20 protein-coding genes are annotated in these 20,837 nt (G+C 59.6%); 13 read left to right on the top strand and 7 right to left on the bottom strand.

Translation table 11 applies throughout. From position 1 onward, the window contains the following. Positions 1-1,386 precede the first annotated feature (1,386 nt). Complete coding sequence (locus ACVWZJ_RS08815) at positions 1,387-1,905, bottom strand: HNH endonuclease (protein ID WP_011432587.1); 519 nt, start codon at positions 1,903-1,905, stop codon at positions 1,387-1,389. A 155-nt stretch (positions 1,906-2,060) separates the two neighbouring features. Here ACVWZJ_RS08815 and ACVWZJ_RS08810 point away from each other — a divergent pair, with 155 nt between their 5' ends. The 5 genes from ACVWZJ_RS08810 to ACVWZJ_RS08790 all read left to right on the top strand — a co-directional run bounded on the left by ACVWZJ_RS08810 (position 2,061) and on the right by ACVWZJ_RS08790 (position 7,972). Continuing rightward, positions 2,061-4,268: a glycoside hydrolase gene (locus ACVWZJ_RS08810; protein ID WP_011432588.1), complete on the top strand. Its 2,208-nt coding sequence runs from the start codon at positions 2,061-2,063 to the stop codon at positions 4,266-4,268. 27 nt (positions 4,269-4,295) lie between these two features. Continuing rightward, the gene (gene pip, locus ACVWZJ_RS08805) at positions 4,296-5,246 is read left to right on the top strand and encodes a prolyl aminopeptidase (protein WP_011432589.1); all 951 of its coding nucleotides are present in this window, start codon (positions 4,296-4,298) and stop codon (positions 5,244-5,246) included. Positions 5,247-5,486: 240 nt separating this feature from the next. After that, a complete protein-coding gene (locus ACVWZJ_RS08800; protein ID WP_238376905.1) occupies positions 5,487-6,026 on the top strand; it encodes a PDZ domain-containing protein in 540 nt (179 codons plus the stop codon). 31 nt (positions 6,027-6,057) lie between these two features. Next, positions 6,058-6,366, top strand: coding sequence for a hypothetical protein (locus ACVWZJ_RS08795; protein WP_011432592.1), 309 nt, complete (start codon positions 6,058-6,060; stop codon positions 6,364-6,366). 10 nt (positions 6,367-6,376) lie between these two features. Beyond that, on the top strand, positions 6,377-7,972 hold the full coding sequence (locus tag ACVWZJ_RS08790; RefSeq protein ID WP_011432593.1) for a hydantoinase B/oxoprolinase family protein: 1,596 nt from the start codon (positions 6,377-6,379) through the stop codon (positions 7,970-7,972). Here the strand turns inward: ACVWZJ_RS08790 and ACVWZJ_RS08785 are convergent. Both ACVWZJ_RS08785 and ACVWZJ_RS08780 read right to left on the bottom strand, forming a co-directional pair. Beyond that, the gene (locus ACVWZJ_RS08785; RefSeq protein WP_041437173.1) at positions 7,909-8,301 is read right to left on the bottom strand and encodes a thioredoxin family protein; all 393 of its coding nucleotides are present in this window, start codon (positions 8,299-8,301) and stop codon (positions 7,909-7,911) included. The two genes, ACVWZJ_RS08790 and ACVWZJ_RS08785, sit on opposite strands and share 64 nt — an antisense overlap. 34 nt (positions 8,302-8,335) lie before the next feature. Then, positions 8,336-9,076, bottom strand: coding sequence for an NnrU family protein (locus ACVWZJ_RS08780; RefSeq protein WP_457395819.1), 741 nt, complete (start codon positions 9,074-9,076; stop codon positions 8,336-8,338). A 68-nt stretch (positions 9,077-9,144) separates the two neighbouring features. On the opposite strand from ACVWZJ_RS08780, the gene psb27 reads away from it, so the two are divergent. Together psb27 and ACVWZJ_RS08770 are read left to right on the top strand one after the other, a co-directional pair. Further along, a complete protein-coding gene (gene psb27 / locus ACVWZJ_RS08775) occupies positions 9,145-9,546 on the top strand; it encodes a photosystem II protein Psb27 (protein WP_011432596.1) in 402 nt (133 codons plus the stop codon). A 190-nt stretch (positions 9,547-9,736) separates the two neighbouring features. Continuing rightward, positions 9,737-10,240, top strand: coding sequence for a YHS domain-containing (seleno)protein (locus tag ACVWZJ_RS08770; protein ID WP_071818149.1), 504 nt, complete (start codon positions 9,737-9,739; stop codon positions 10,238-10,240). Positions 10,241-10,264: 24 nt separating this feature from the next. Here ACVWZJ_RS08770 and ACVWZJ_RS08765 read toward each other — a convergent pair whose 3' ends face one another. The 3 genes from ACVWZJ_RS08765 to ACVWZJ_RS08755 form a co-directional block, all read right to left on the bottom strand. Beyond that, complete coding sequence (locus ACVWZJ_RS08765) at positions 10,265-11,080, bottom strand: sensor histidine kinase (RefSeq protein WP_148202698.1); 816 nt, start codon at positions 11,078-11,080, stop codon at positions 10,265-10,267. Between the two features lie 87 nt (positions 11,081-11,167). Further along, positions 11,168-12,055: a peptide chain release factor N(5)-glutamine methyltransferase gene (gene prmC, locus ACVWZJ_RS08760; RefSeq protein ID WP_041436326.1), complete on the bottom strand. Its 888-nt coding sequence runs from the start codon at positions 12,053-12,055 to the stop codon at positions 11,168-11,170. 12 nt (positions 12,056-12,067) lie between these two features. Continuing rightward, a complete protein-coding gene (locus ACVWZJ_RS08755) occupies positions 12,068-12,922 on the bottom strand; it encodes a Tic22 family protein (RefSeq protein WP_011432600.1) in 855 nt (284 codons plus the stop codon). Positions 12,923-13,419: 497 nt separating this feature from the next. Here ACVWZJ_RS08755 and ACVWZJ_RS08750 point away from each other — a divergent pair, with 497 nt between their 5' ends. The 4 genes from ACVWZJ_RS08750 (at position 13,420) to ACVWZJ_RS08735 (ending at position 17,615) form a co-directional block, all read left to right on the top strand. Further along, complete coding sequence (locus ACVWZJ_RS08750; RefSeq protein WP_011432601.1) at positions 13,420-13,611, top strand: hypothetical protein; 192 nt, start codon at positions 13,420-13,422, stop codon at positions 13,609-13,611. 145 nt (positions 13,612-13,756) lie between these two features. Continuing rightward, the gene (locus ACVWZJ_RS08745) at positions 13,757-16,270 is read left to right on the top strand and encodes a DUF3656 domain-containing U32 family peptidase (protein ID WP_457395815.1); all 2,514 of its coding nucleotides are present in this window, start codon (positions 13,757-13,759) and stop codon (positions 16,268-16,270) included. A 164-nt stretch (positions 16,271-16,434) separates the two neighbouring features. Then, positions 16,435-16,959, top strand: coding sequence for an acetolactate synthase small subunit (gene ilvN / locus ACVWZJ_RS08740; RefSeq protein ID WP_011432604.1), 525 nt, complete (start codon positions 16,435-16,437; stop codon positions 16,957-16,959). Positions 16,960-17,033: 74 nt separating this feature from the next. After that, entirely contained in the window at positions 17,034-17,615 is a 582-nt protein-coding gene (locus ACVWZJ_RS08735; protein ID WP_187147264.1) for a hypothetical protein, read from the top strand. 25 nt (positions 17,616-17,640) lie between these two features. Here ACVWZJ_RS08735 and ACVWZJ_RS08730 read toward each other — a convergent pair whose 3' ends face one another. Beyond that, positions 17,641-18,387, bottom strand: a complete 747-nt coding sequence (locus ACVWZJ_RS08730) for a DUF3120 domain-containing protein (RefSeq protein WP_457395813.1) — start codon at positions 18,385-18,387, stop codon at positions 17,641-17,643. A 152-nt stretch (positions 18,388-18,539) separates the two neighbouring features. Between ACVWZJ_RS08730 and ACVWZJ_RS08725 the strand changes: the two genes are divergently transcribed. Both ACVWZJ_RS08725 and ACVWZJ_RS08720 read left to right on the top strand, forming a co-directional pair. Further along, on the top strand, positions 18,540-19,583 hold the full coding sequence (locus ACVWZJ_RS08725; RefSeq protein WP_414344654.1) for a glucokinase: 1,044 nt from the start codon (positions 18,540-18,542) through the stop codon (positions 19,581-19,583). 262 nt (positions 19,584-19,845) lie between these two features. Beyond that, positions 19,846-20,832 carry a methyltransferase domain-containing protein gene (locus tag ACVWZJ_RS08720; RefSeq protein ID WP_457395811.1) on the top strand — a complete coding sequence of 329 codons (987 nt, stop codon included), beginning with the start codon at positions 19,846-19,848 and terminating at the stop codon, positions 20,830-20,832. Positions 20,833-20,837 lie beyond the last annotated feature (5 nt).

Genomic DNA, 20,837 nt, shown 5'->3' with positions numbered 1-20,837 from the left:
AGGACTTGGGTCATGGTTCTATCATAACTTCCGCATTCCTCCCGACACTGACCCTACGGGTACAGTGCGGGGCTCCTGCGATTTCTAGCTGAAAATTTGTGCAGCCAGGCTTGATGTTCGTTGCCAGAAGGCTCTTCACCCAGCGAGCCAGCAGACAGGGCAACCCATTTCCCCAACTCCAAATATTCGCTCAACAGCCGCGCCAACTTATAAACTCGATAATCGAGCTGCACTAAGCTACTTTTCATCTGCCCCAAAACACCCAGTCCTCTTCTGAGCCGACTTACAACCTTTCCCAAAACCTGCTGAGCAGGAAGCCAACCCCCACCTTGCTTGCTGCAGCCGAGGTGCAAGTTCCCTTTGCCCACAACAGAGCACCTGTAGCTCAGCCGCAAACCTGGACAAAGCTAGAAGAAGCTGTGCCTTACAGTTCTAGTACCAACAATTTTAACTAACGGGGGTGCGGGGGCAATAGGTCCCATGCTCTAGCCGCAGGGTGAGCACTGGGATACATGGATCCCCGCCATACCCCTGAGCGAAATCTGTAGTAAAGTCTACTTATGCTGGCGGTAACCTACAAGTACTGGGCTTATCCAGATGCCTCCCAACAAACCAGCTCACGGGCGGACGACGGGGATTGACCTGGTTTTGGAGCAATTCCTGACGACTTCAGAGGGCGCTTTTGGGAACGGCCCAAGGGCTTCAAAGCCCTGCAAGGCCAGCTGAGAAGGCTGCAACCCAGGGGGGCGAGAAAACAGCAGGGGTCTTGCCACTGGAAGAGAGCACCACTGCAGGTTGCCAGGATGCAGCAGGGCATTGCCAATGGTTGCCAAGAGTTTCATTTCCAGAGGGCCCATTGGCGTTGAGACCGAGGGCAGACCCTCTCTATCTTTTCTTTGTGGAAGATCTTTGTGGAAGACCTCAAGGCCAAGGGCTGGGCAAGGGGGATGTTGCCCAAGGATTGCGTCGAGGCTGCCTGGGGATAGATTCTCTGCCTTCTGGAGTGGGTTTGCTGGAAAGGTGGGGTGGACTTTGCCAAGGTTGACCCCAAAGGAAGCGGCCAAATCGGTTGCAAGTGCTGGGGGATGGTTAGCAACAGCTGGGCTGTCGGGGGGCCTCAGTGCCCTGAATGCCGGTACCGGGTGCATCAGGACTCAGCCTCAGCCTTGGGAACTGTGCTGGGTGGATTAGAGGTTGTTTTGCGAGCTGGCAGTGCCTAGGGGGGAGGCTGGGGAAGGGGAACCGCCTGTCCAGTTGTTCTGTCGGGGGTTGTAGACCCAGACAAGTGGCGTGGGGCAGGAATGCCCGACCGCGAGGTAAGGACTCCGTCCTGCTGACGGGAAGGGTGGCCCGCGCTCTGTCCATAGGATGAGCGCCGGGAGGATGTCACTCTTGCCGACTTTGGTGTTCGCGCCAGAACTGCTCCGCAAAAGCCACCGTCGGGTGGAGAGGGGCACGGGGTTTGCTGCGCAGGGGCATGTTGGCTTCTTCAGGGGTGCGGTTGCCCTTGCGTTGATTGCAGCGTTCGCAAGCCGTCACCACATTGTCCCAACTGTGGGATCCCCCTTTGGAGAGGGGCACGACATGATCCAAGGTCAAATTGTGGGTGGTGCCACAATACTGGCAGGTGTGGTGATCCCGCCGCAAAACCTCCCGCCGATTCACAGGGGGCACGCGCCAAGCGCGCTCTTTGCCCTTGATGGTCAGGCGAATATGTTCGGGCACTTCAATGACCTGGCTGGGGGAGCGCACCTTCCACACCGGCACATTCATCATCGAGAGCGGTTCGGCTTTGCCTGTTAGCAGCAGCACGATTGCCCGCTTGATATTGACCCGGCTGATGGGCAAATAGTTTTGGGAAAAGACAACGATCGACTGTTCCAGAAGGTGGGTAGCGGCAGTCATGGCTCAGCTCTTCCTTTTGCCGCCATTCTCCTGAGGAATCTTGCGAATGGCAAGCTTTTCCCCACCGGCAGCGCTCAGACATTCAAGAGTTTCTTACGATCGCGAGCCAGACAGATGGGCTAGTATCCGGGTGATGGTTGGATCCGGTACCGCCCATGACCTACCCGCTGCACGTCGCCCTGGTTTGGCACCAACACCAACCCCTCTACAAAAGTCCGGTGGCGGGTAAATATCGCATGCCTTGGGTGCGCCTACACGGGATCAAAGATTACCTGGACTTGGTCTTGCTGCTGGAGCGCTATCCCCGCTTGCACCAAACGATTAACCTGGTGCCCTCCCTGATTCTACAGATCGAAGAGTATGTGGCCGGCTCGGCTTTTGATCCTTACCTGGAACTGACCCTATCCCCTGTCGAAAAGCTCGGCCCCGATCAACTGCGCTTTGTGGTCGAGCGTTTTTTCGACAGCCACTACCCCACCATGATCGAGCCCTACCCCCGTTACCGGCAGCTCTACAACCAACGGGAATCTCAGGGGGTGAACTGGTGTCTGCAGTACTGGACTCCGCAGGACTTCGGGGATCTGCTGGCCTGGCACAACCTGTCTTGGTTTGATCCTCTCTTTCAGGAGGATCCTGAGATTGAGGGCTGGATCAAAATGGGATCCGGTTTTACCCTGGCGGATCGGCAGCGGATCTACGCCAAGCAACAACAGATCCTCGGCGCCATCTTGCCCCAGCACGCCAAACTGCAGAGCAACGGCCAACTGGAGCTGACCACCAGCCCCTATACCCACCCCATCTTGCCCCTGTTGGTGAGCGAGCGCTCGGCACGGGTGGCTCGGCCAGGGTTGCCTTTGCCTCGCTACCCCTTTCACTGGGAGCAGGATGTCCACAGCCAACTGGAGCGGGCTAAGCAGATCTATCGGGAGCGCTTTGGCCGCGAGCCGCGGGGCCTGTGGCCTTCCGAGCAATCCGTAAGCCCTGCCATTGTGCCGATTGTGCAAAAACAGGGCTTTGAGTGGATCATCTCCGACGAAGGGGTTTTGGGGTGGAGCCTGGGTCAACCGTTTCACCGCGATGGGCAGGGCCACATTCTGGAGCCGGAGAAGCTCTACCGCCCCTACCGCCTGGAAACCGAGCGGGGGGATCTGGCCATCGTCTTTCGGGATCACCGCCTTTCGGATTTGATCGGCTTCAGCTACAGCGCCATGCCCGCCGATGCTGCCGCCAAAGATCTCATCGGCCATCTGGAGAGCATCCGCAACCGCCTGCCCCAGGAGCAGCCCTGGCTGGTGACCATCGCTCTGGATGGGGAAAACTGCTGGGAGTACTACCCCCAAGATGGCCGGCCCTTCTTGGAAAACCTTTACACCCGCCTCAGCCAGCACTCCTCCCTGCGGCTGGTGACCGTTTCGGAGTTTCTGGATCAGTTTCCGCCCACCGAGTTTTTGCCGGCAGAGCAACTTCACAGCGGCTCCTGGATCGAGGCAGATTTCACCACCTGGATTGGGGATCCCGTCAAAAACCGCGCTTGGGAGCTCTTGGCTCAGGCCCGCCAGGTGATTCAGGATCATCCCCGCGCCAATCCCCAAGCCTGGGAAGCCCTCTGGGCCGCCGAGGGATCCGATTGGTTCTGGTGGTTTGGGGCAGGCCACTCCTCCGCCCATGATGCCGTTTTCGACCAGTTGTTTCGGGAGCACCTGCAGGCGCTCTACACTGCTTTGGGAGAGGCGGTGCCGACCGTGCTGCAATTTCCCCTGGAGGATCATGACGGCCTAGGGGATCGCCTGCCGCAGGGGTTTATCCACCCGGCCATCAACGGTCGTCCGGCAGAACGGGAGTGGAGCCAAGCGGGGCGGGTGGAGATTGGAGCGGCCCGAGGCACCATGCACCGCAACAGCATTGTTCGTCGCCTCTGGTACGGGTTCGATCACTTCAACCTCTACCTGCGGCTGGATTTTAACTCGGTGGTGCAGCGGCCCAGGCAATTGCTGGTGCTGTGGTTCTACCCCAACCGTGTCACCGTCAACAGCCCCATTCCCCTGCAGGGGTTGCCGGCAGAAGCTCCTCTCAACTACCACTACCGCCACCTGCTGCGGTTGTCGCTGCCGCCTCCCGGCACCGGCCAGCATCCGGCAGAGGTGCAAGCCCAGCTCTTGCAGGCAGGGGAGTACCACACCTGGCACGCCATCGGCCATCAAGTGAAGGCGGTGGTGGATGCCTGTTTGGAGGTGGCCATCCCCTGGAGCAATTTGGGCGCCCAGCCGGGTCAGGAGCTGCAATTTGTCATCCTGGCCGCGGATGGCGAGACCTTTCAGGAAGGGATCCCGCCCAAGGCCACCATTGCCCTGCGCAGACCCTGAGAGTGATGACCAGCAGAGCTTCAAGTTATGTCGCGCGATCTCTATCCCCCCATCGAGCCCTACGATCAAGGCTTTCTGGCGGTTTCCTCCCTCCACACCCTGTACTACGAGCAGTGCGGCAACCCGGCAGGCAAGCCGGTGGTGTTTTTGCACGGGGGGCCTGGAGGCGGGATCGATCCCATCTACCGGCAGTATTTCGATCCCAGCCGCTGGCGGGTGGTGCTGTTCGATCAGCGGGGCTGCGGGAAAAGTCGCCCCTATGCCGAGCTGCGGGAGAACACCACCTGGGATCTGGTGGCGGATATCGAGAAGTTGCGCCAGCATCTGGGCATTGATCGCTGGTTTGTGTTCGGGGGCAGCTGGGGCAGTGCCCTTGCCCTGGCCTATGGGCAAACCCACCCCCAATCCTGCCTAGGGTTTGTCTTGCGGGGCATTTTTCTCTTGCGCCCTTTTGAGCTCCGCTGGTTTTACCAGTCGGGGGCCAGCTACTTTTTCCCCGATGCTTGGGAACATTACCTGGAGCCGATCCCTCCCGAAGAGCGGGATGACCTGCTGGCAGCCTACCACCGCCGCCTAAACGACCCAGATCCCCAGGTACGGCTGAGGGCAGCTCGCGCCTGGTCCGTCTGGGAGGCCAGCACCAGCAAGTTGATCCCCAGCCCAGAGCTCATCGAGCGCTTTGGTCGAGGAGAGTTTGCCGAGGCCTTTGCCCGCATTGAGTGCCATTACTTTGTCCACGGCGGTTTTTTGGATCCGGAGGATCAGCTCCTCAGGGGGGTGGGGCGGCTGCGCCATCTGCCGGCGGTGATCGTCCAGGGACGTTACGACGTGGTGTGCCCTCCCATTTCTGCCTGGGAACTGCATCAGGCTTGGCCAGAAGCAGAGTTTCGGATGATCCCCGATGCCGGACATTCCATCACTGAACCCGGAATCCGCACCGCCCTCCTGGAAGCCACCGATCGCTTTGCCGGTTTGTGAGCCCCGCCGAGCCAACCCAGTGCTGCCAGGGATCCCAAGACCTTGAAGAATTGCTACAGGAAGGCCGGCAAAACCTTGGGATCCAGCCCAGAAGCACGGCCAAGCCTATCGACAGTTGGCGATTTTGGGTTTATCACTGAGGGAGGGGCGGTGCAAGCTGCCCACACCTGGCTGGTGCATCCACCCAAGTGCTTCGCGGATTCAAGCTCATTTCTACTTCACCGTTTCCAGGGTCGAACCATGCAGAAACCAACCCATCTGTTCAAGCTTGCCCTAGCCCTGCCCATCTCCTTCTTGCTGGCAGATGCAGTTGTGGCCTACCCCTGCGACTCGGTTGGGGGTGAAGCTTACAACCACCACGGCTCCACGGTTCAGGTCAGCAGCGACGCCAACAGCTTCGGGGTTCAGTGGTCGCCTGCCTCCTATGCTGTCGGCAACGGCTTCATTGGAGTTGCCATTGAAACGGTGAACGGCGAGCAAGCCCAGAGCGCCATCAGCCGTCGTCTGTTCGGCCCCGCACTTCGAGTTCAGGGGGTGCAGGTGGTCGGCTTGCTCCAGGATGGTCCTGCTCAACGAGCCGGTCTGGCCCAGGGCGATATTTTGATTGGAGTGGATGGGCAGCGGGTCACCTCCGTGCAACATGTGCAGCAGATCATCCAAAATACCCCGGTAGGCCAATCGGTGCCGATTACCTTCCGCCGTGGTGAGCAGGTGCTGTCAACGGTGGTTGTGGTGGGGGATGGCCGGGTGTTGCGCCCCTTGATGCTGCAGCAGCAGTGAGCCTTGTCGGGATCCCTACCCGGAGCTCTCTGTGAATGCCAATTGGAGTTCGGGATGGGCTGTCTGGGCAGTTTGCGGCCTCAACGGCTTGCTGTTTTTGGCCCTGGTTGCTCTCATTCCTGTCATTTTGAAGCTGCGCTCGGCTCTTGGGGTCACAGAGCAGGCCATGGCCGATTGGCGAGAAGCAGCTCAACAGGCCTTGGCTCCCACTCCCGCTGAGTTGCTGCGTCTGCGGGATCGTCTGCGCGAGAATCGCCATACCCTTGCCCGCTGGCAACGTCGTTTGCAGTTCTGGCAAGGGATCCGCAGGGTGGCCGTTTGGCTGCGGCGCAGGCTTTGATTGGAGAGGTATGGATAGCAACCGTCCTGTCTCCAACCCCATCCGGTTGCAGGTCATGGCCAACGCTCTGGCGGGGATTGCCGAAGAGATGGGGGCGCGCCTCATCCGCGGTTCATACTCGGCCAACATCAAGGAACGGCGGGATTGCTCCACAGCTCTGTTTGACGCGCAAGGGGCCTGTATTGCCCAGGCAGCCCACATCCCGGTACATCTGGGAGCCCTCTCGGAGGCGGTGCGGGCGGTGGTGGCAGCCGACCCCTGCCCCGGAGATGTGTTTCTCCTCAACGATCCCTACCAGGGGGGATCCCATCTGCCGGACGTTACGGTGGTCGCGGCCATTCCCGGCTGGAGGGATCCCGACCGGATTTGCGCCTATGCTGTGAACCGTGCTCATCACGCTGATATTGGAGGGATGCGCCCTGGCTCCATGCCCGCCGACTCCACAGAACTTTGGCAAGAGGGGCTGGTGATCCCGCCGGTACGGCTGGCTGGGCTCTCTCTAGAAGGAGAGTTGTACTGGCAGGAGGATCTGCTGCGCCTAATCCTGGCCAATGTGCGCAATGCCGAGCAGCGGCGGGGGGATCTGCAGGCCCAGGTGGGGGCCAGCGCAGTGGGGATGAGCCGGTTTCGGGAGTTGCTGGCCCGCTTTGGAGAAGAGGAAGCTTGGCAGTTGATCGCAGGGGTCATCGAGTACAGCCGCCGGCGGATGCGGGCGCAAATTCAGGCTCTGCCCGATGGGATCTACACGGCTGAGGATTGGTTGGAGGGCTACGGGGATCCGCCCGCGCCCCTTGAGATTCGGGTGCAGGTGGAAGTAGAGGGCGAGAAGCTGCGGGTGGACTTCACCGGCACTGCTCCGGCCATGGCGGGAAACCTGAACGCGCCCCTGGCCGTCACCCGCTCGGCGGTGTTGTTTGCCCTGCGCTGTCTGTTGGATCCCACGGCCCCCAGCAATGTCGGCTTGGAGGATCCCATCGAGATCGTGGCGCCGCCCGGCTGCTTGGTGAATGCCCAGTTTCCGGCAGCAGTGGTGGCGGGCAATGTGGAAACCTCGCAGCGCATTGCCGATGTGGTGTTCAAAGCTCTGGCTCCCGTGGCCGGATTGCGGAGCATCGCTCAGGGGCAGGGCACCATGAACAACTGTGTGCTGGGCAACCGCCACTTCACCTACTACGAAACCCTGGGAGGTGGTCAGGGGGCCAGCCGGCAACGACCGGGTTTGGACGGAGTGCATGTGGGCATGAGCAATACCCTCAACACCCCCATCGAGGCTCTGGAGCTGGAGTATCCCCTGCGGGTACTGCGCTACGAGCTACGCCAGGATTCCGGCGGCCATGGCCAACAGCGGGGCGGCTGGGGGCTAATCCGCTCCATCCAGACTTTGCAGGATTGCACCCTCTCCCTGCTCACCGAGCGGCGCCATTATGCCCCCCAAGGAGAACAGGGGGGTGGGCCAGGCCAGGTGGGGATCAACCTCCTCAACGGGGATCCCCTACCCGGCAAAATCAGCCGCTCCCTAAAAGCCGGCGACGTGATCACCCTCTACACGCCGGGCGGCGGGGCTTGGGGCTCAAACGAGGATGAGCAGGCTCCCGAACCCAGGTAGCGCAGGTGGTCAAGAAACAACTGCTCGCAGCGGCGAAGCACCTCATCGCGGCTGGCGAAGTGCTCCAGCCTTTGCACTTCTTGACCTTTCTCAAACAAAATTAGGGTTGGCAAAGAGCGCACCCGATAGCGGCGCGGCAGCCAAAAATTGTCGTCTACATTCACCCGCAGTACTTTGACCGCTCCTCCCCACTCGGCTACGAGACGGTCGGTAATCGGCTGAATGAAGCGACACAGGCCACACCAAGGGGCGCCGAAATCCACCAAAACCAACCCGTCACTTGTCAAAAGTTCTTGATTAAAAGCATCTAAAGCAACTTGCAAGGCCATCACTCCCAAACTAAAGAAGTTCTTTGGGATCATGCTACCAGGCAACTCGGCTGGCTGCAGAAACCATTTGGGGATGGAAGGCATAAAGAATCACTACAAAGCTGAACACCCCCAAATAGGCCCAGCGCAGAAACTCTCGCGGGCGCAGTTGCTGTCGCTTCTGCAGAATGGCCAAGCCGGGGATCACGGAGGTGCGCGCCTTGAGATCGCGGAAGGCCTGCCCGTATTTCCGCTCCAGGCGGTGATCCCCGTGCCAAACCGCAAACAGGTGGTAGGCAATGAGCCCAAGCGAGGTCACCACCATAAAGCTGGAGCCAATCCAAAGGGTATGGGCTACACACCAGATCACCTGGCCCACCATTTGGGGATGACGGGTGATACGGATGATCCCGGTTTCAAACAGGTGGATCTCCGGCTTGCGAATGGCGGCGATCTCCAGCAAGTTGAAGGTGGCCGGATACAAAAAGAAAAAAGAGAGGGCAGACAAAAGAGCAACGGTGGTGCGAATGCCCGGGACGGCTTGGAGATCCCAGAGAATCACCCCGTCGTAGCGGTGGTTGAAAAAATAGATGAGCAACAGCGGTGCCAAACTGAGGCTCACCAGAGCAAAGAAGATGCGGTACAGACGGGATCCCAGCCGGCTTTCCCCCCAGGGTCGCAAGTAGGCCAGTCCGCTGTGAGCACAGGCAAATCCCAAGATTAGGGCCAGCACTGTCCAATGGGATCCGTACTGGCCCAGCTTCTGCAGAAAGTCGCTGAAGGGGGTGAACAGCATCTTTTGGGTGACTCCTCTTCTGGTGTTGCTGTGGCTTATGCTTAAAAGTAAGTTACATTAGGTTCCCCATGCTCAAAACTTTTTTTCTGCGTCTTGTCAGCCTGCTCCTATCTGTAGCCCTTTTGCTGGGCTCAGCGAGCTCAGTTGCTCAGGCTGCCCGTCTCACCGGCAAGTATTACGAAGACAGCATGACCCTGATCCAAACCCTACGCACCGTCCTTTCAGAAGGGGATCCCCTGATGAACCCGGAAGAGGCGCGAGCGGAAGCCATGCAAGCCATCCAGGAGTTTTCTGGGCGCTACCACGGCCATCGCTACGATAAGCTGCAGTCTTTTACCACTTTGCGCACGGTGTTTAACACGCTGGCCTCCCAGTACCGCACTTCCAACCGGCCTCTCAACCCCGAAAAGGTGGAGCGGGTGCTAATGCAACTGGATCGGGCCGAATTGGCCCTGCGCCGAGAAGGTTGAGCTTTTTTTAGATTGGATCTCCCCGATCCAAATCACAGGCAAATCTCCTCGCTGTGGCCAAACTGTTCCCAGTCCCCGGAAGCCAGCATCTCCTCAGATGTCTTTTGTCAGATGTCTTTTGGAACCTGAAGGGGAAGAGTAAGGCTTTCTTGCTCATTTCGATTTTCGATTGAGGACTTGGGAGGTTGTGATGGTCAAAAATCGTTGGGCTTTGATCCCGCTGCTGCTGATGGTTGGGGCTGTTGCTTCTCACCCAGCTTGGCTCCTGTCTCTCCCAGCCCAAGGACAGGTTGTTGGGGCTGTCGAGGAGGGATCCCCGGGCCCCTTTTTTGCAACGGATGGCCTGGCCCTGCGGGGCTATGACCCGGTGGCCTATTTCATCGACGGCAAGCCGGTCAAGGGATCCCCAGCGTATGAATGGGAGTGGGGAGGGGTAACCTGGAGGTTTGCCAGCGCCGACAATCGAGAGCGGTTTCGCAACAACCCAGAGCGCTTTGCCCCCCAGTACGGCGGGTTTTGTGCCTGGGCCGTGGCCCACAACTACCTTTACCCGGTGGATCCCTTTGCCTGGAAAATTGTTGATGACAAGCTATACCTGAACGCCAACCAGCGGGTACAGCGTAACTGGGAGCGCGACATCCCCGGCTTGATCAAGAGGGCAGATGCCAACTGGCCAGCTTTGAGAAGCCGATAGGCCCAAGTCCCTCTGGCCTGGGGTTCAATGGGCGAGGCGCAGGGTCACCTTGATGCCAACTCGGTAGGGGCCGCTTTCGCAGAGTTCCAGCTGGCCTCCCATTTCTCTCAGGAGCCGCTCGCTTACCCGCCAGACAGCACAGCCCTCTGTTTGAATGGGCACATGGCATCGCCCCTCAAGGTTCCACCCCAGGCACAGTCGCCCCTCTTCTTCTGCGGTGGGATAGGGGTGCAAAGCCATCGAACCGTAGCGTAGGGTGCGGATGCCCCAGCGACACACTCCCAGCAGCGCCTGCACCAAGCCGTGGGGATCCGCCCAAACGGTGAGGCTGTCGGGGAGAAGGGGCACCTCAGAGGCTGGGGCTGGTTGTAGAACCGGCCATTCGTAGCGAATGCCCTGATCCTGGGCCTGTAGGCGAGTTAGGCTGTACACATCCTGCAGGAGGGGGCGTAGTCGGGTCGGTTCCGGTCGCAGAGGTTGGATGGGCAGGTCATGGCGAGCCAGGCGGGTGTATTCCTCAAGCAGCTTGATCAGGCGCTCTACCGCCTCTTTGGCACTTTGAAGGTATTCCCGCTCCTCTTCGGGGGAATCACACAGATCTGACAGCACCAACTGCAGGGATCCCATCTGGCTGCTGAGGGGATTGCGCAGCTCATGGCCGATGCTGACGAGCAACTCTTGTTGAAAGGCCCGCATCACCTCAGAGCGTTCAAAAGCAAATTGCCAATCCACAGCCTCTTGCTTGTCGGCAGAGGCAGCCTGCTGTAAGGGTGGGTCGGGTTTGGCTGTAGGCGAAGGCTCCCTCAAGAAGTGCTCCTGGCGAAGGACAGGGGATCCCATCCGTGCTCAGATCTCTGGGCTCGGAGCTTTAAGTTTTGGACAGTTCCGGCTCCGGCGATACCCCATCTTATGGGATCCTACCCTTTTCTATCCGACGAAGTGGGCGCTGACCACCCGTTCAACCCCGGCCAGATCTCGGTGAACTTGGATCTGCCGATAGCAGCTTCTAGCTTGCAACTGCTCCGCCACCCAAGGGGCTTGGCCTCGCATCACTTCCACCGCCCAAAAGGAGTTCGGGGCCAGGTAATCCGGTGCTGCTTGAATCAACAGTCGCAAGTGGGCTAGGCCATCTTCTCCGCCATCCAGAGCCTGTCGCGGCTCGTGCAGTCGCACCTCTGGCATGAGCGAGGCCAGGTCGGCAGAGGGAATGTAGGGAGGGTTGGAAACCAGGCCGCGCAGCCGTCCTCGCCAGGGATCCAAAGGTACAAACCAGGATCCCAGCAGCAAGTTCACCCGCTCCTGCAGATGGTGGGCTACCACATTGTCTGCCGCAACAGCCAATGCCTCTGGGCTAGAATCCACGGCCAGAAGCCGCAACTGGGGGTGCTGATGGGCCAACGCAATGGCAATCGCTCCGCTGCCTGTACCCAGGTCGGCAAAACAGGATCCCGGCGGCAGAGGATTGGCCTGTAGCCAAAGGGAAGCCTGCTCCACCAGCAGCTCGGTCTCCGGGCGCGGGATCAGCACCGCCGGCGTCACCCGCAAGCTCAAGCCCGCCCACTCAACTTTGCCCAACAGGTACTGTAGGGGGATGCGCTCTTCCACCCTTTGCCGCCAAAGGGCCTGCACCTCCTCCAGGGGATCCCCCTCCCCAGCCGGAGCGCGACCCATCAGCCGCTCCAACGGCCCCCACCCCAGCCGTTCTTTGAGCAAAATGTCCACTTCCTCGGCAGGGATCCCAGCCGCTTTTGCCGCCCTCAGGGCTTGGGCACGCCACTCTGTTAACCGCTTCACCAGAGCAGACGGGGATCCCATCAGGGGCTTAGGTTAACGCTGAGGCTGGGGACTTGCAGAAGGATTGGCAGGCCGGGCCAGGGATTGGATATACTCCAGCGCCGAGCGAGAGGGGATAAAAGCGATCTTCTGCACATCGGCCTGTGCGTCGGGAGCCAACATGCGCTCCACCACAATGGCCAGCGAGGTCACTTCAATCTGGGTCTTTCCAACTACATCCGGGTTCTGCGCTGCCGCTCGATCCAAAGCCCTCCGCAAATCGTTGCGGTCGAAGAAGAAGGGCACCACCTCATGGCCATCCTGCTCGATGGTCAGCAGCCCCTCTCCGGAGCGGCCATAGAACAGAGGCACACCAATCGCTTCTGCAGGCACATCTTGACCGGTTTCCTTCAGCACCTGCTTGGCTGCTTCCACATCAGAAGCCCGAGGCACCACCTCAAAATACAGGTCACTATTCTTGGCGCGCTCCTCTTCCGATTTTTCGTAGGCATACCCCAGCGAGAGAGGCACCACCCGGGCTTGACTGGCTATCTCGGGGTTGCTGGCTTTCACCTGCTCCAACACTTGCTGGGCCTGGGCCTGATCCAGCCAGAAGGAAACCACTTGGATGGTGCGGCCATCTCGCTCCACATTGGCGACAACGGGGGTGCCGTTCTGAGACACAATGGCAAAAACAGGCACCAGATTTAGCCGCTCCGCCACCTCTTGCCGGCTCATGGGGCCTGCGGCTGCCTGAGCCAGTAGGGCATTCTCCTGAGCCCAAACAGGAGTCACAGCCAAACCCCCCCAAGCTGTTCCGATCAGGATCCCGGCTACGCCGCCCACCTGAGCTGCACAGCGGCAGAGGGAGCGCACAGGCGATACTACATTACAACGCGTCATTCTCATCTCAACTCCCGGCATCGCGCCTTGTTCTGGTTGCTATGGGGTCAGCTTCCTAAGTACTAACCAACAGCCTGGGGCAAATCAAAAGCTGCCTAGATTAAACCCGCTCAACAGGGCTTAGGCTAGCGATGCGGCACACTCTCAGCCTTAGGATCCCGGTTGGCCATCGCTGACAACACCCCGGCACACCTATCTTGAAGAGCGCTCTTGGGCCACCCTAGAAGCCAAGGTTAGAACATCTGCTCGACCTCTGTCGAGGGGCAAAGCCCCTGTTTTGGGTGGGGATCCCGCATCACCCAATACTATATACGGAGTCGCATACAACTGATCCACGCTAGATGCAGATCCCTCCGAGGGTTGTGTACCCAGCTCTCCCATAAAACGCTGCCTATTCCAGCCTTGTTCGGCGGTGTCCTGATGTAGCCGCGCAAACGTGGCAGCTGCTGTTAACTTTTGTTAAGGTAGGGGTGTTAACCCACAGCTGTAGGGAGCATTGAGTCATGGCTAAGATCTTCACCGCTGAATTCAACCAATTTGAGACCATCAACGCTACTCAGGCCTGGTCTTTGTTTTTCACCATCAGCGCTTCCGATCGGCTGCTGGGTGACAACCCGGCTGTTGGCCGCTACCTAACGTTGGCTTTGTTCAGCGCCGTCCTCACCGGGATCCTGAATGTGCTGGTGGCTTCTTAGCTAGACCCTTTGCGGACGGAACGAGTTTTTTGTTAAGAGGTCGCCGGCAGAGGCAGCTTGACCTGAGACAAGGGGATCCTGCTCTCAGGTTTTTTGATTTTGAATGGGAAAGGATCCCTTGTTCTCTTTGTGGGGCTGTCTTCCGATGAAAGCTGCTGGGATAGATTTCGCGGAAACGGATCACTTTGAGGCGCCGCCTCTGACCACCAAGTTGCCCCTGCTGCTGGCCCCGGCGGGGGATTGGGAGTGTGCCAAGGCGGCAGTGGAAAACGGAGCCGATGCCATTTACTTTGGGCTGGAGCGCTTCAACGCCCGGATGCGCGCCCGCAACTTTACGGAAGCGGATTTGCCGGAACTGATGGCCTGGCTGCACCGGCGGGGGGTACGGGGCTATGTTACTTTGAATACTCTGGTTTTTCCAAGGGAGCTGACGGAAGCCGAGGGATACATCCGCTCGATGATTGCGGCGGGGGTGGATGCGGTGATTGTGCAGGATATTGGCATCGCCCGCCTGATCCGGCATCTTTCCCCCGATTTCCCCATCCATGCTTCCACGCAAATGACCATCACCAGTGGAGTGGGAGCGGAGTTTGCCGCTGAGCTGGGCTGTGAGGTGGTGGTGCTGGCGCGGGAATGTTCCCTCCAGGAAATCGCCCAGATCCAGGCCTATCTGCAAGAGAAGGGATCCTCCCTATCTCTGGAGGTCTTTGTGCATGGGGCGTTGTGCGTGGCCTACTCGGGGCAATGTCTGACCAGCGAGGCGCTGGGGGGGCGTTCGGCCAATCGGGGGGAATGTGCCCAAGCCTGCCGCATGCCCTATGAGCTGGTGGTAGACGGGATCCGCCGCGACTTGGGGGAGAAGCGGTATCTGCTCAGCCCTCAAGATTTGGCCGGGCTGGAGGTGCTACCGGAGCTGGTGAAGCTGGGGATCCGCTGTCTGAAAATTGAGGGCCGGCTGAAATCCCCAGAATATGTAGCCAATGTAACGCGGGTGTATCGGCAGGCCTTGGATGCGCTGGGGGTGGGACAGCCGTGGCAGCCCTCGCAACAGGAACGCTACGAGCTGGAGATGAGCTTTTCTCGCGGGCTCTACACAGGCTGGCTGCGGGGCATCAACAACCAGGAGCTGGTGCACGCGCGGTTTGGCAAGAAACGGGGGGTTTACCTGGGGCAGGTGGTGGGGATCCAACAGGATCAGGTGGGGATCCGGCTGGAGGCACCCCTCAAAGCCGGGGATGGCGTGGTGTTTGACCAGGGGCAGCCGGAGTTACCGGAGCAGGGGGGACGGGTTTACCGGGTGCAAGAGAAGCAGGGGCTGGCCTGGCTCAGCTTCGGAGAGGGGGTCATTGATCTCAAACGTCTGCGGGTGGGGGATCGCCTCTGGAAGACCAGCGACCCGGAACTGGAAAAGCGCCTGCGCCAAAGCTACGCCGGGGATCACCCCCGCTTTCAGCGGCCCGTCCACATGGAGGTTCACGGCCAAGTGGGATCCCCGCTGACGCTGATCCTGCGGGATGAGCAAGGTCATACGGTGCAGGTGGATTCGCCGCTGCCCCTGGAAGCTGCCCACCGCCAACCCCTCACCACCGAAAAACTGCGACAGCAACTGGGCCGTTTGGGCTCCACCCCCTTCAAATTGGAATCCCTGCACAATGCCTTGCAGGGGGAGGTAATGCTGCCGGTGAGCCTGCTCAACCAGATGCGCCGACAAGCGGTGGAACGCCTACAAGCTCTGCGAGCTCAGCCCCCGCGCTGGCAACTCAATCCCGAAGCTCGCTGGCAAGATCTGGTGCCTTCTCAGGAGGAGCCCGAAAGGGGATCCCCGCAGTTGGTGGTGTTGGTGCGGGATCCGGCGCAACTGCCGGCGGCGATAGCCAGCGGTATTAGGCAGATCTATCTGGAGTTTGAGGATCCCCGCCGCTATCGGGAGGTGATCCGCACAACCAAAGCCGCCCATCCCGAGGTGGAACTGTGGGTCGCTCCGCCCCGCATCACCAAGCCAGGAGAAACCTGGATCCTAAAGCAAGTGTTGGTCGGCGGAGCCGATGGCTACTTGGTGAGAAATTACGACCATCTCCGTTTTTTTGCCGGGCAGCGCTGCATTGGGGATTTTTCCTTGAATGTGGCCAATCCCATCACGGCCCACTATCTCAAAACCCGCTACAACCTAGAGCGCTTGACGGCTTCCTATGACCTCAACCACGAGCAACTGGGATCCCTGCTGCAAGCCGGCCCCGCCCATAGGTATGAGGTTACCCTTCATCAACATATGCCCCTGTTCCACATGGAGCACTGCGTCTTTTGCGCCTTTTTATCCAGCGGAACGGATTACACCAATTGTGGTCGCCCATGTGAAAAACACGAGGTGAAGCTGAGGGACAGGGCCAATGTCGAGCACATTTTGAAGGCCGATGCCGGCTGTCGGAATACCCTCTACAACGGCAAGGCCCAAACGGGGGCAGAATATGTGCCGAAATTATTGGCCTTGGGCCTGCGCTATCTGCGCATCGAATTTTTGCATGAATCCCCCGCCGAGATCCAACAAACCCTGCACCGCTATCAGCAACTCCTACAAGGTCAACTCAGCGGATCCCAACTGTGGCAGGAGCTGAAGCTACACAGCCAATTGGGGGTTACGCGCGGGTCTTTGGAGAGTTAACGGCTGCGCTGTCTTTCTCTAGGGCGCCGGCTCTGCAGCTGTGCTCCGACCGGAGCAATGCGAAAAACATTCCGGCAAAGTTGGCGTAAAATTTCCTCAGGGTATTGTTATTCCCAGGTGCTTCCCCAACCTCTTCTCAGCTTTTTCTCTATCCTCTGGTTGCCGTGAAACACACCCTCAGCGCCCTCGTGCAGGATCAGCCTGGCGTTTTAACCCGCATTGCGGGGATGTTTGCCCGTCGCGGCTTTAACATCGACAGCCTCACCGTTGGCCCCACCGAACGACCGGGGATCTCTCGCATCACCATGGTGGTGCAGGGAGATGAACACGATGTGGAGCAGATGACGAAGCAGCTCTACAAGCTCATCGACGTGCTGAAAGTTACCGATATCACCCATGTTCCCTGCGTGGAACGGGAGCTGATGCTGGTCAAGGTCAATGCCAGCCCCGATACCCGCTCCGCCATTATGGATGTGGCCCAAATGTTTCGCGCCCGGATTGTGGATGTGGCGGAGGAGTCTTTGACTCTCGAGGTAACCGGGGATCCCGGCAAAATGGTGGCCATCATCAAGATGTTGACCAGCTTTGGCATCCGTGAGATCGCCCGTACCGGCCTGGTGGCTCTCACCCGCGAGTCCGGCGTGAATACGGAATACCTGAAGCAACACCCCACCTTAGTTACCGTCTGATGGCCTCAGGGGAAGCGATGCCAAAACTGGGGTGGAGTTGTAGGGGATCGGTTCTGCGGGGCACGATTAGCCTTGTGGCTATTGTGCTGGTGGGGCTGCTGGCCGGCTGCGGCCCTAGACCGCCAAAGCCGATTGTGCAGCAGGCCCTCGCCTATCAGATCGCTCATTTGTCCGGGCCGGTGGGATCCTTAGTGGGCAGCGACCGGTTGTCGGCACATCTGGAATTGCAGGATGTGAAAATCCGCCAGGATCGCCGTGAACCTTTGCTGTTAGTCTCAGGAGAAACCCTGGAAGGCCATCACCTCAGCGGCACCTACACCCTAATCGTGCATCCGCCGGGATCCCGCCGCCCCTATCGCCGCAAAGGGGATCCCTTCCAGATCACCCTGGCCCACCAAAAGGCACAAACTGTTGCTACACAACGCTCGCCCGACCGCGTCAAAACCGTGCCCGAACGGTGGCTGCTGGCCTACAGCTCACCGGATTCCAAGACTTGGGAGGTCATCGACTTTCTGCCTCAGCCCGCACCGGCACCGGAGTTGCCTCCTGCTGGGCCAGAACCTACACTGCCGGCAACTGCACCTGCTGCCGCCGACGTTGGCAGGACGGAGTCCGATGGAGCTCCCAGCCCTACCAATACTTCTACTCCCACCTGAAGCAGAGTTATGGGGATGTCCCAGCTCACCGCAGCAGAGCTGCCCCCCAGCCAAATAGCCCATCCACCAACAGGGTATTCAGCACTGCTCCCGCAAATGCCCAATGGTGCAAGCGGCGGGATCCCTGGACTCTCCACAATCCAACACCCAGCAACAGAAGGCCCAAGCCGATGCCCCAACCCAGGCCCCAGGGGGTAGCCATTTTGTCGAGGGCCGCCCTAAAAGGGACAACCGCCTGCTCCAACCGGTCAAACTGCATCGCCTGCCGCCACTCAGGCAGCAGCCCCACCGAGTGAATGTAGAGATCTGTAACCGCCGTACCCCACAGGGAGCCGAGATAAAACCAGGTACCGATGCGGGCAAACCGTCGCCGTATCCCCCACCAGACAATCGGGATCCCCAAGGCTTCCATGGGCATGTGCCAAAGAGGCTCAAAGCGCAGCCATCCCCAATACAGGGATCCTGCCAGCCAAGTCAGGGTAAAGCCGTACAGCAAATCTCCCCACAGGCGGGTACGGGGCTGGGAGTAGAGATGCAAGCTAAGGCCCAGCCAGCCCAAAGACATCACCAAGCTGACCCAAGGGGCATACCGCACCAGGGGCGCTTGCACAAAAACGGGCAGACTCACGAGCAGAGCTGCCACTCCCCCAATGGCATGGTGGGATCGGAAACGCCTTTGAACCGAGAGAGGGTGGGGATCCAGCCCGGCCAAACGCTCAGAGGACAGCAGAGGCTCATCTTGGAGAGGGGGTAAAAAAGGTGTAGAAGACAAAATGCAATATTAAAAACCTTTACATCAGTTAACATAGCACCTTCTTTGCCCTTCCCTCTTCTCCCCAGCAGGAGCGGGGAAGCCTTGGGGGCCTGGCATTCTCTCTCCAGAGATGTCAGGGTGGGAAGGAGGTGCTGGCCGGAGGAAACCGTATGGACTTGTTGTTGGCAGGAGACATCGGGGGCACCAAAACCAGCCTCAGCCTTGTCAATGCCGAGGATCCCGAGCACAGCCTTTACCACTGCCGCTATGCCAGCCAAGATTACGCCAACCTCGCCCCAATGGTGGGAGAGTTTCTGGCCCAGGCTCGGCGGGAGCTGGGGCGAGATCCACAGCCTGCTGCCGCCTGTTTTGCAGTGGCCGGCCCCGTCATGGAAACAAGGGGCTCAGGGTCTGAGGGACAGACTGCCAAAGTGACCAACTTGCCCTGGGATCTGCAGTCGAGCCAATTGGCCGCAGAGCTGGGGATCCCGCGCGTAGCCTTGATCAACGACTTCAGCGCTGTGGGGTATGGCGTGCTTGCCCTCGGCGACCAGGATCTGGACACCTTGCAAGTGGGTGAGCGTCAACCGCGGGCTCCGATTGGCGTGATGGGAGCAGGCACGGGTTTGGGGCAGGCTTACCTTACCTGGGGAGAAGGGGGTTACCAAGTTCATGCCAGCGAGGGCGGTCACGTGGACTTTTCCCCGCGCACCCCTCTGGAGTGGGAGCTATTGAGGTATTTGCAAAAACGGCACGGACGTGTCTCCACCGAGCGGGTGGTCTCGGGGCAGGGGATCGTTGCCATTTATCAATTTTTGCGGGATAGCCAGTGGGGCTCAGGAGAAGAACAGCTGCTGGCCCAAATTGAGGCTTGGGAAAAGGGAGCTAAGCATATTGACCCGGCAGCCCAAATTGCCAATGCTGCCATGGAAGCACGGGATCCCCTGGCGGTGGAGTGTCTGCGGCTTTTCATCAGCCTGTACGGGGCTGCAGTCGGGAACTTTGCCCTACACCTGTTGCCGCGCGGGGGCCTGTTCATCGCCGGGGGGATCGCGCCCAAGCTCTTGCGCCTACTGCATCAAGGGGAGTTTTTGTCCTCGTTTTTGGACAAAGGGCGGATGCGTCCTCTCCTGGAGCAACTGTCGGTGCAGGTGGTGGTGAACGCGCAGGTGGGGCTGAGGGGAGCTGCTCGCTACGCCGCCAACCTTTGGTAGGGAGCAGCCGCTGCTACTGAGGTTGCCGCCCCGGCCCAGCAGGCGATCGCAGCAATCCCAATGGGTGCTGGAAAATCTCGCCCAGCTGCCCTTTGCCGGGATCCTAGACTTCTTCCTTGAGCCAGCAGATGGGGCAAGATGGGATTGCGCCTTTGCTGGGCTGGCCCCATACCGGAAAGCACTCCGCCTGGGGCTGCGCTATCCAACCGACAATGATTGCCACCACGCAGAGGGACTTCATAGAAACTTCATGGTTGATCCGATGAATCCAATCTTTTGGGCTTTGGGCATAGCTGTGCTGCTGGCCGTAGGCTTGGCAGCCTATCTGTTGACTGCTCGCAAATACGAGTCTCCCGCTTCCGTGGCCAAGTCTTACGACGAGTGGACTCGGGATGGGATCCTAGAGTTTTACTGGGGCGAACACATTCACCTAGGCCACTACGGCTCTCCTCCCCAACGAAAAAATTTTCTGCAGGCCAAGCACGACTTTGTCCACGAGATGGTGCGCTGGGGCGGGTTGGATCGACTGCCTGCAGGGACAACCGTGTTGGATGTGGGCTGCGGCATTGGTGGGAGCTGCCGCATCTTGGCCCGCGACTACGGCTTTGTTGTAACCGGTATCACCATCAGTCCTCAGCAGGTGAAGCGGGCACAGGAGCTGACCCCCCCCGATCTCAAAGTTGAATTTCGGGTGGCCGACGCCCTTGATCTGCCCTTCCCCGATGCCAGCTTCGATGTGGTGTGGTCCATTGAGGCAGGGCCCCACATGCCGGACAAGGCCCGCTATGCCCAAGAGATGCTGCGGGTGTTGAAGCCAGGGGGAATCCTGGTGGTGGCCGACTGGAACCAGCGGGACGACCGGCAAAAGCCCCTGAACTTTTGGGAGCGGCTGGTGATGCGGCAACTGTTGGATCAATGGTCACACCCTTCCTTCTCCAGCATCGAAGGCTTTGCCGAGCAGTTGGAGGCTACCGGGCTGGTGGCAGGACGAGTGGAAACCGCCGATTGGACTCAGGAGACCCTTCCCTCTTGGCTGGATTCCATCTGGCAGGGCATTGTCCGTCCCGAAGGGTTGCTGAAGTTTGGCTTGGTGGGCCTGATTAAGTCGCTACGGGAGGTGCCCACTTTCTTGCTCATGCGCCTGGCTTTCGGCACAGGGCTGTGTCGCTTTGGCATGTTCCGGGCCGTGCGAGCCGCCACGTCGGCAGACTCCACCCGCACAGAAGTGGTTGCCCACAGCAGCCAATAGGAGAA

Source organism: Thermostichus sp. OS-CIW-29 (assembly GCF_054058195.1).
The sequence above is the reverse complement of the archived record's forward strand: the minus strand, read 5'-3'. Positions and strand labels throughout refer to the sequence as shown.

Bases quoted from the DNA above. Each gene is read 5' to 3' on its own strand.
- ACVWZJ_RS08755 (WP_011432600.1), bottom strand. From the start codon at position 12,922: ATGAGAATGACGCGTTGTAATGTAGTATCGCCTGTGCGCTCCCTCTGC.
- ACVWZJ_RS08780 (WP_457395819.1), bottom strand. From the start codon at position 9,076: ATGCTGTTCACCCCCTTCAGCGACTTTCTGCAGAAGCTGGGCCAGTAC.
- ACVWZJ_RS08770 (WP_071818149.1), top strand. From the start codon at position 9,737: ATGGTCAAAAATCGTTGGGCTTTGATCCCGCTGCTGCTGATGGTTGGG.
- psb27 (WP_011432596.1), top strand. From the start codon at position 9,145: ATGCTCAAAACTTTTTTTCTGCGTCTTGTCAGCCTGCTCCTATCTGTA.
- ACVWZJ_RS08725 (WP_414344654.1), top strand. From the start codon at position 18,540: ATGGACTTGTTGTTGGCAGGAGACATCGGGGGCACCAAAACCAGCCTC.
- ACVWZJ_RS08745 (WP_457395815.1), top strand. From the start codon at position 13,757: ATGAAAGCTGCTGGGATAGATTTCGCGGAAACGGATCACTTTGAGGCG.
- ACVWZJ_RS08810 (WP_011432588.1), top strand. From the start codon at position 2,061: ATGACCTACCCGCTGCACGTCGCCCTGGTTTGGCACCAACACCAACCC.
- ACVWZJ_RS08800 (WP_238376905.1), top strand. From the start codon at position 5,487: ATGCAGAAACCAACCCATCTGTTCAAGCTTGCCCTAGCCCTGCCCATC.
- prmC (WP_041436326.1), bottom strand. From the start codon at position 12,055: ATGGGATCCCCGTCTGCTCTGGTGAAGCGGTTAACAGAGTGGCGTGCC.
- ACVWZJ_RS08750 (WP_011432601.1), top strand. From the start codon at position 13,420: ATGGCTAAGATCTTCACCGCTGAATTCAACCAATTTGAGACCATCAAC.
- ACVWZJ_RS08720 (WP_457395811.1), top strand. From the start codon at position 19,846: ATGAATCCAATCTTTTGGGCTTTGGGCATAGCTGTGCTGCTGGCCGTA.
- pip (WP_011432589.1), top strand. From the start codon at position 4,296: ATGTCGCGCGATCTCTATCCCCCCATCGAGCCCTACGATCAAGGCTTT.
- ACVWZJ_RS08765 (WP_148202698.1), bottom strand. From the start codon at position 11,080: ATGGGATCCCCTGTCCTTCGCCAGGAGCACTTCTTGAGGGAGCCTTCG.
- ACVWZJ_RS08815 (WP_011432587.1), bottom strand. From the start codon at position 1,905: ATGACTGCCGCTACCCACCTTCTGGAACAGTCGATCGTTGTCTTTTCC.
- ACVWZJ_RS08785 (WP_041437173.1), bottom strand. From the start codon at position 8,301: ATGGCCTTGCAAGTTGCTTTAGATGCTTTTAATCAAGAACTTTTGACA.
- ACVWZJ_RS08790 (WP_011432593.1), top strand. From the start codon at position 6,377: ATGGATAGCAACCGTCCTGTCTCCAACCCCATCCGGTTGCAGGTCATG.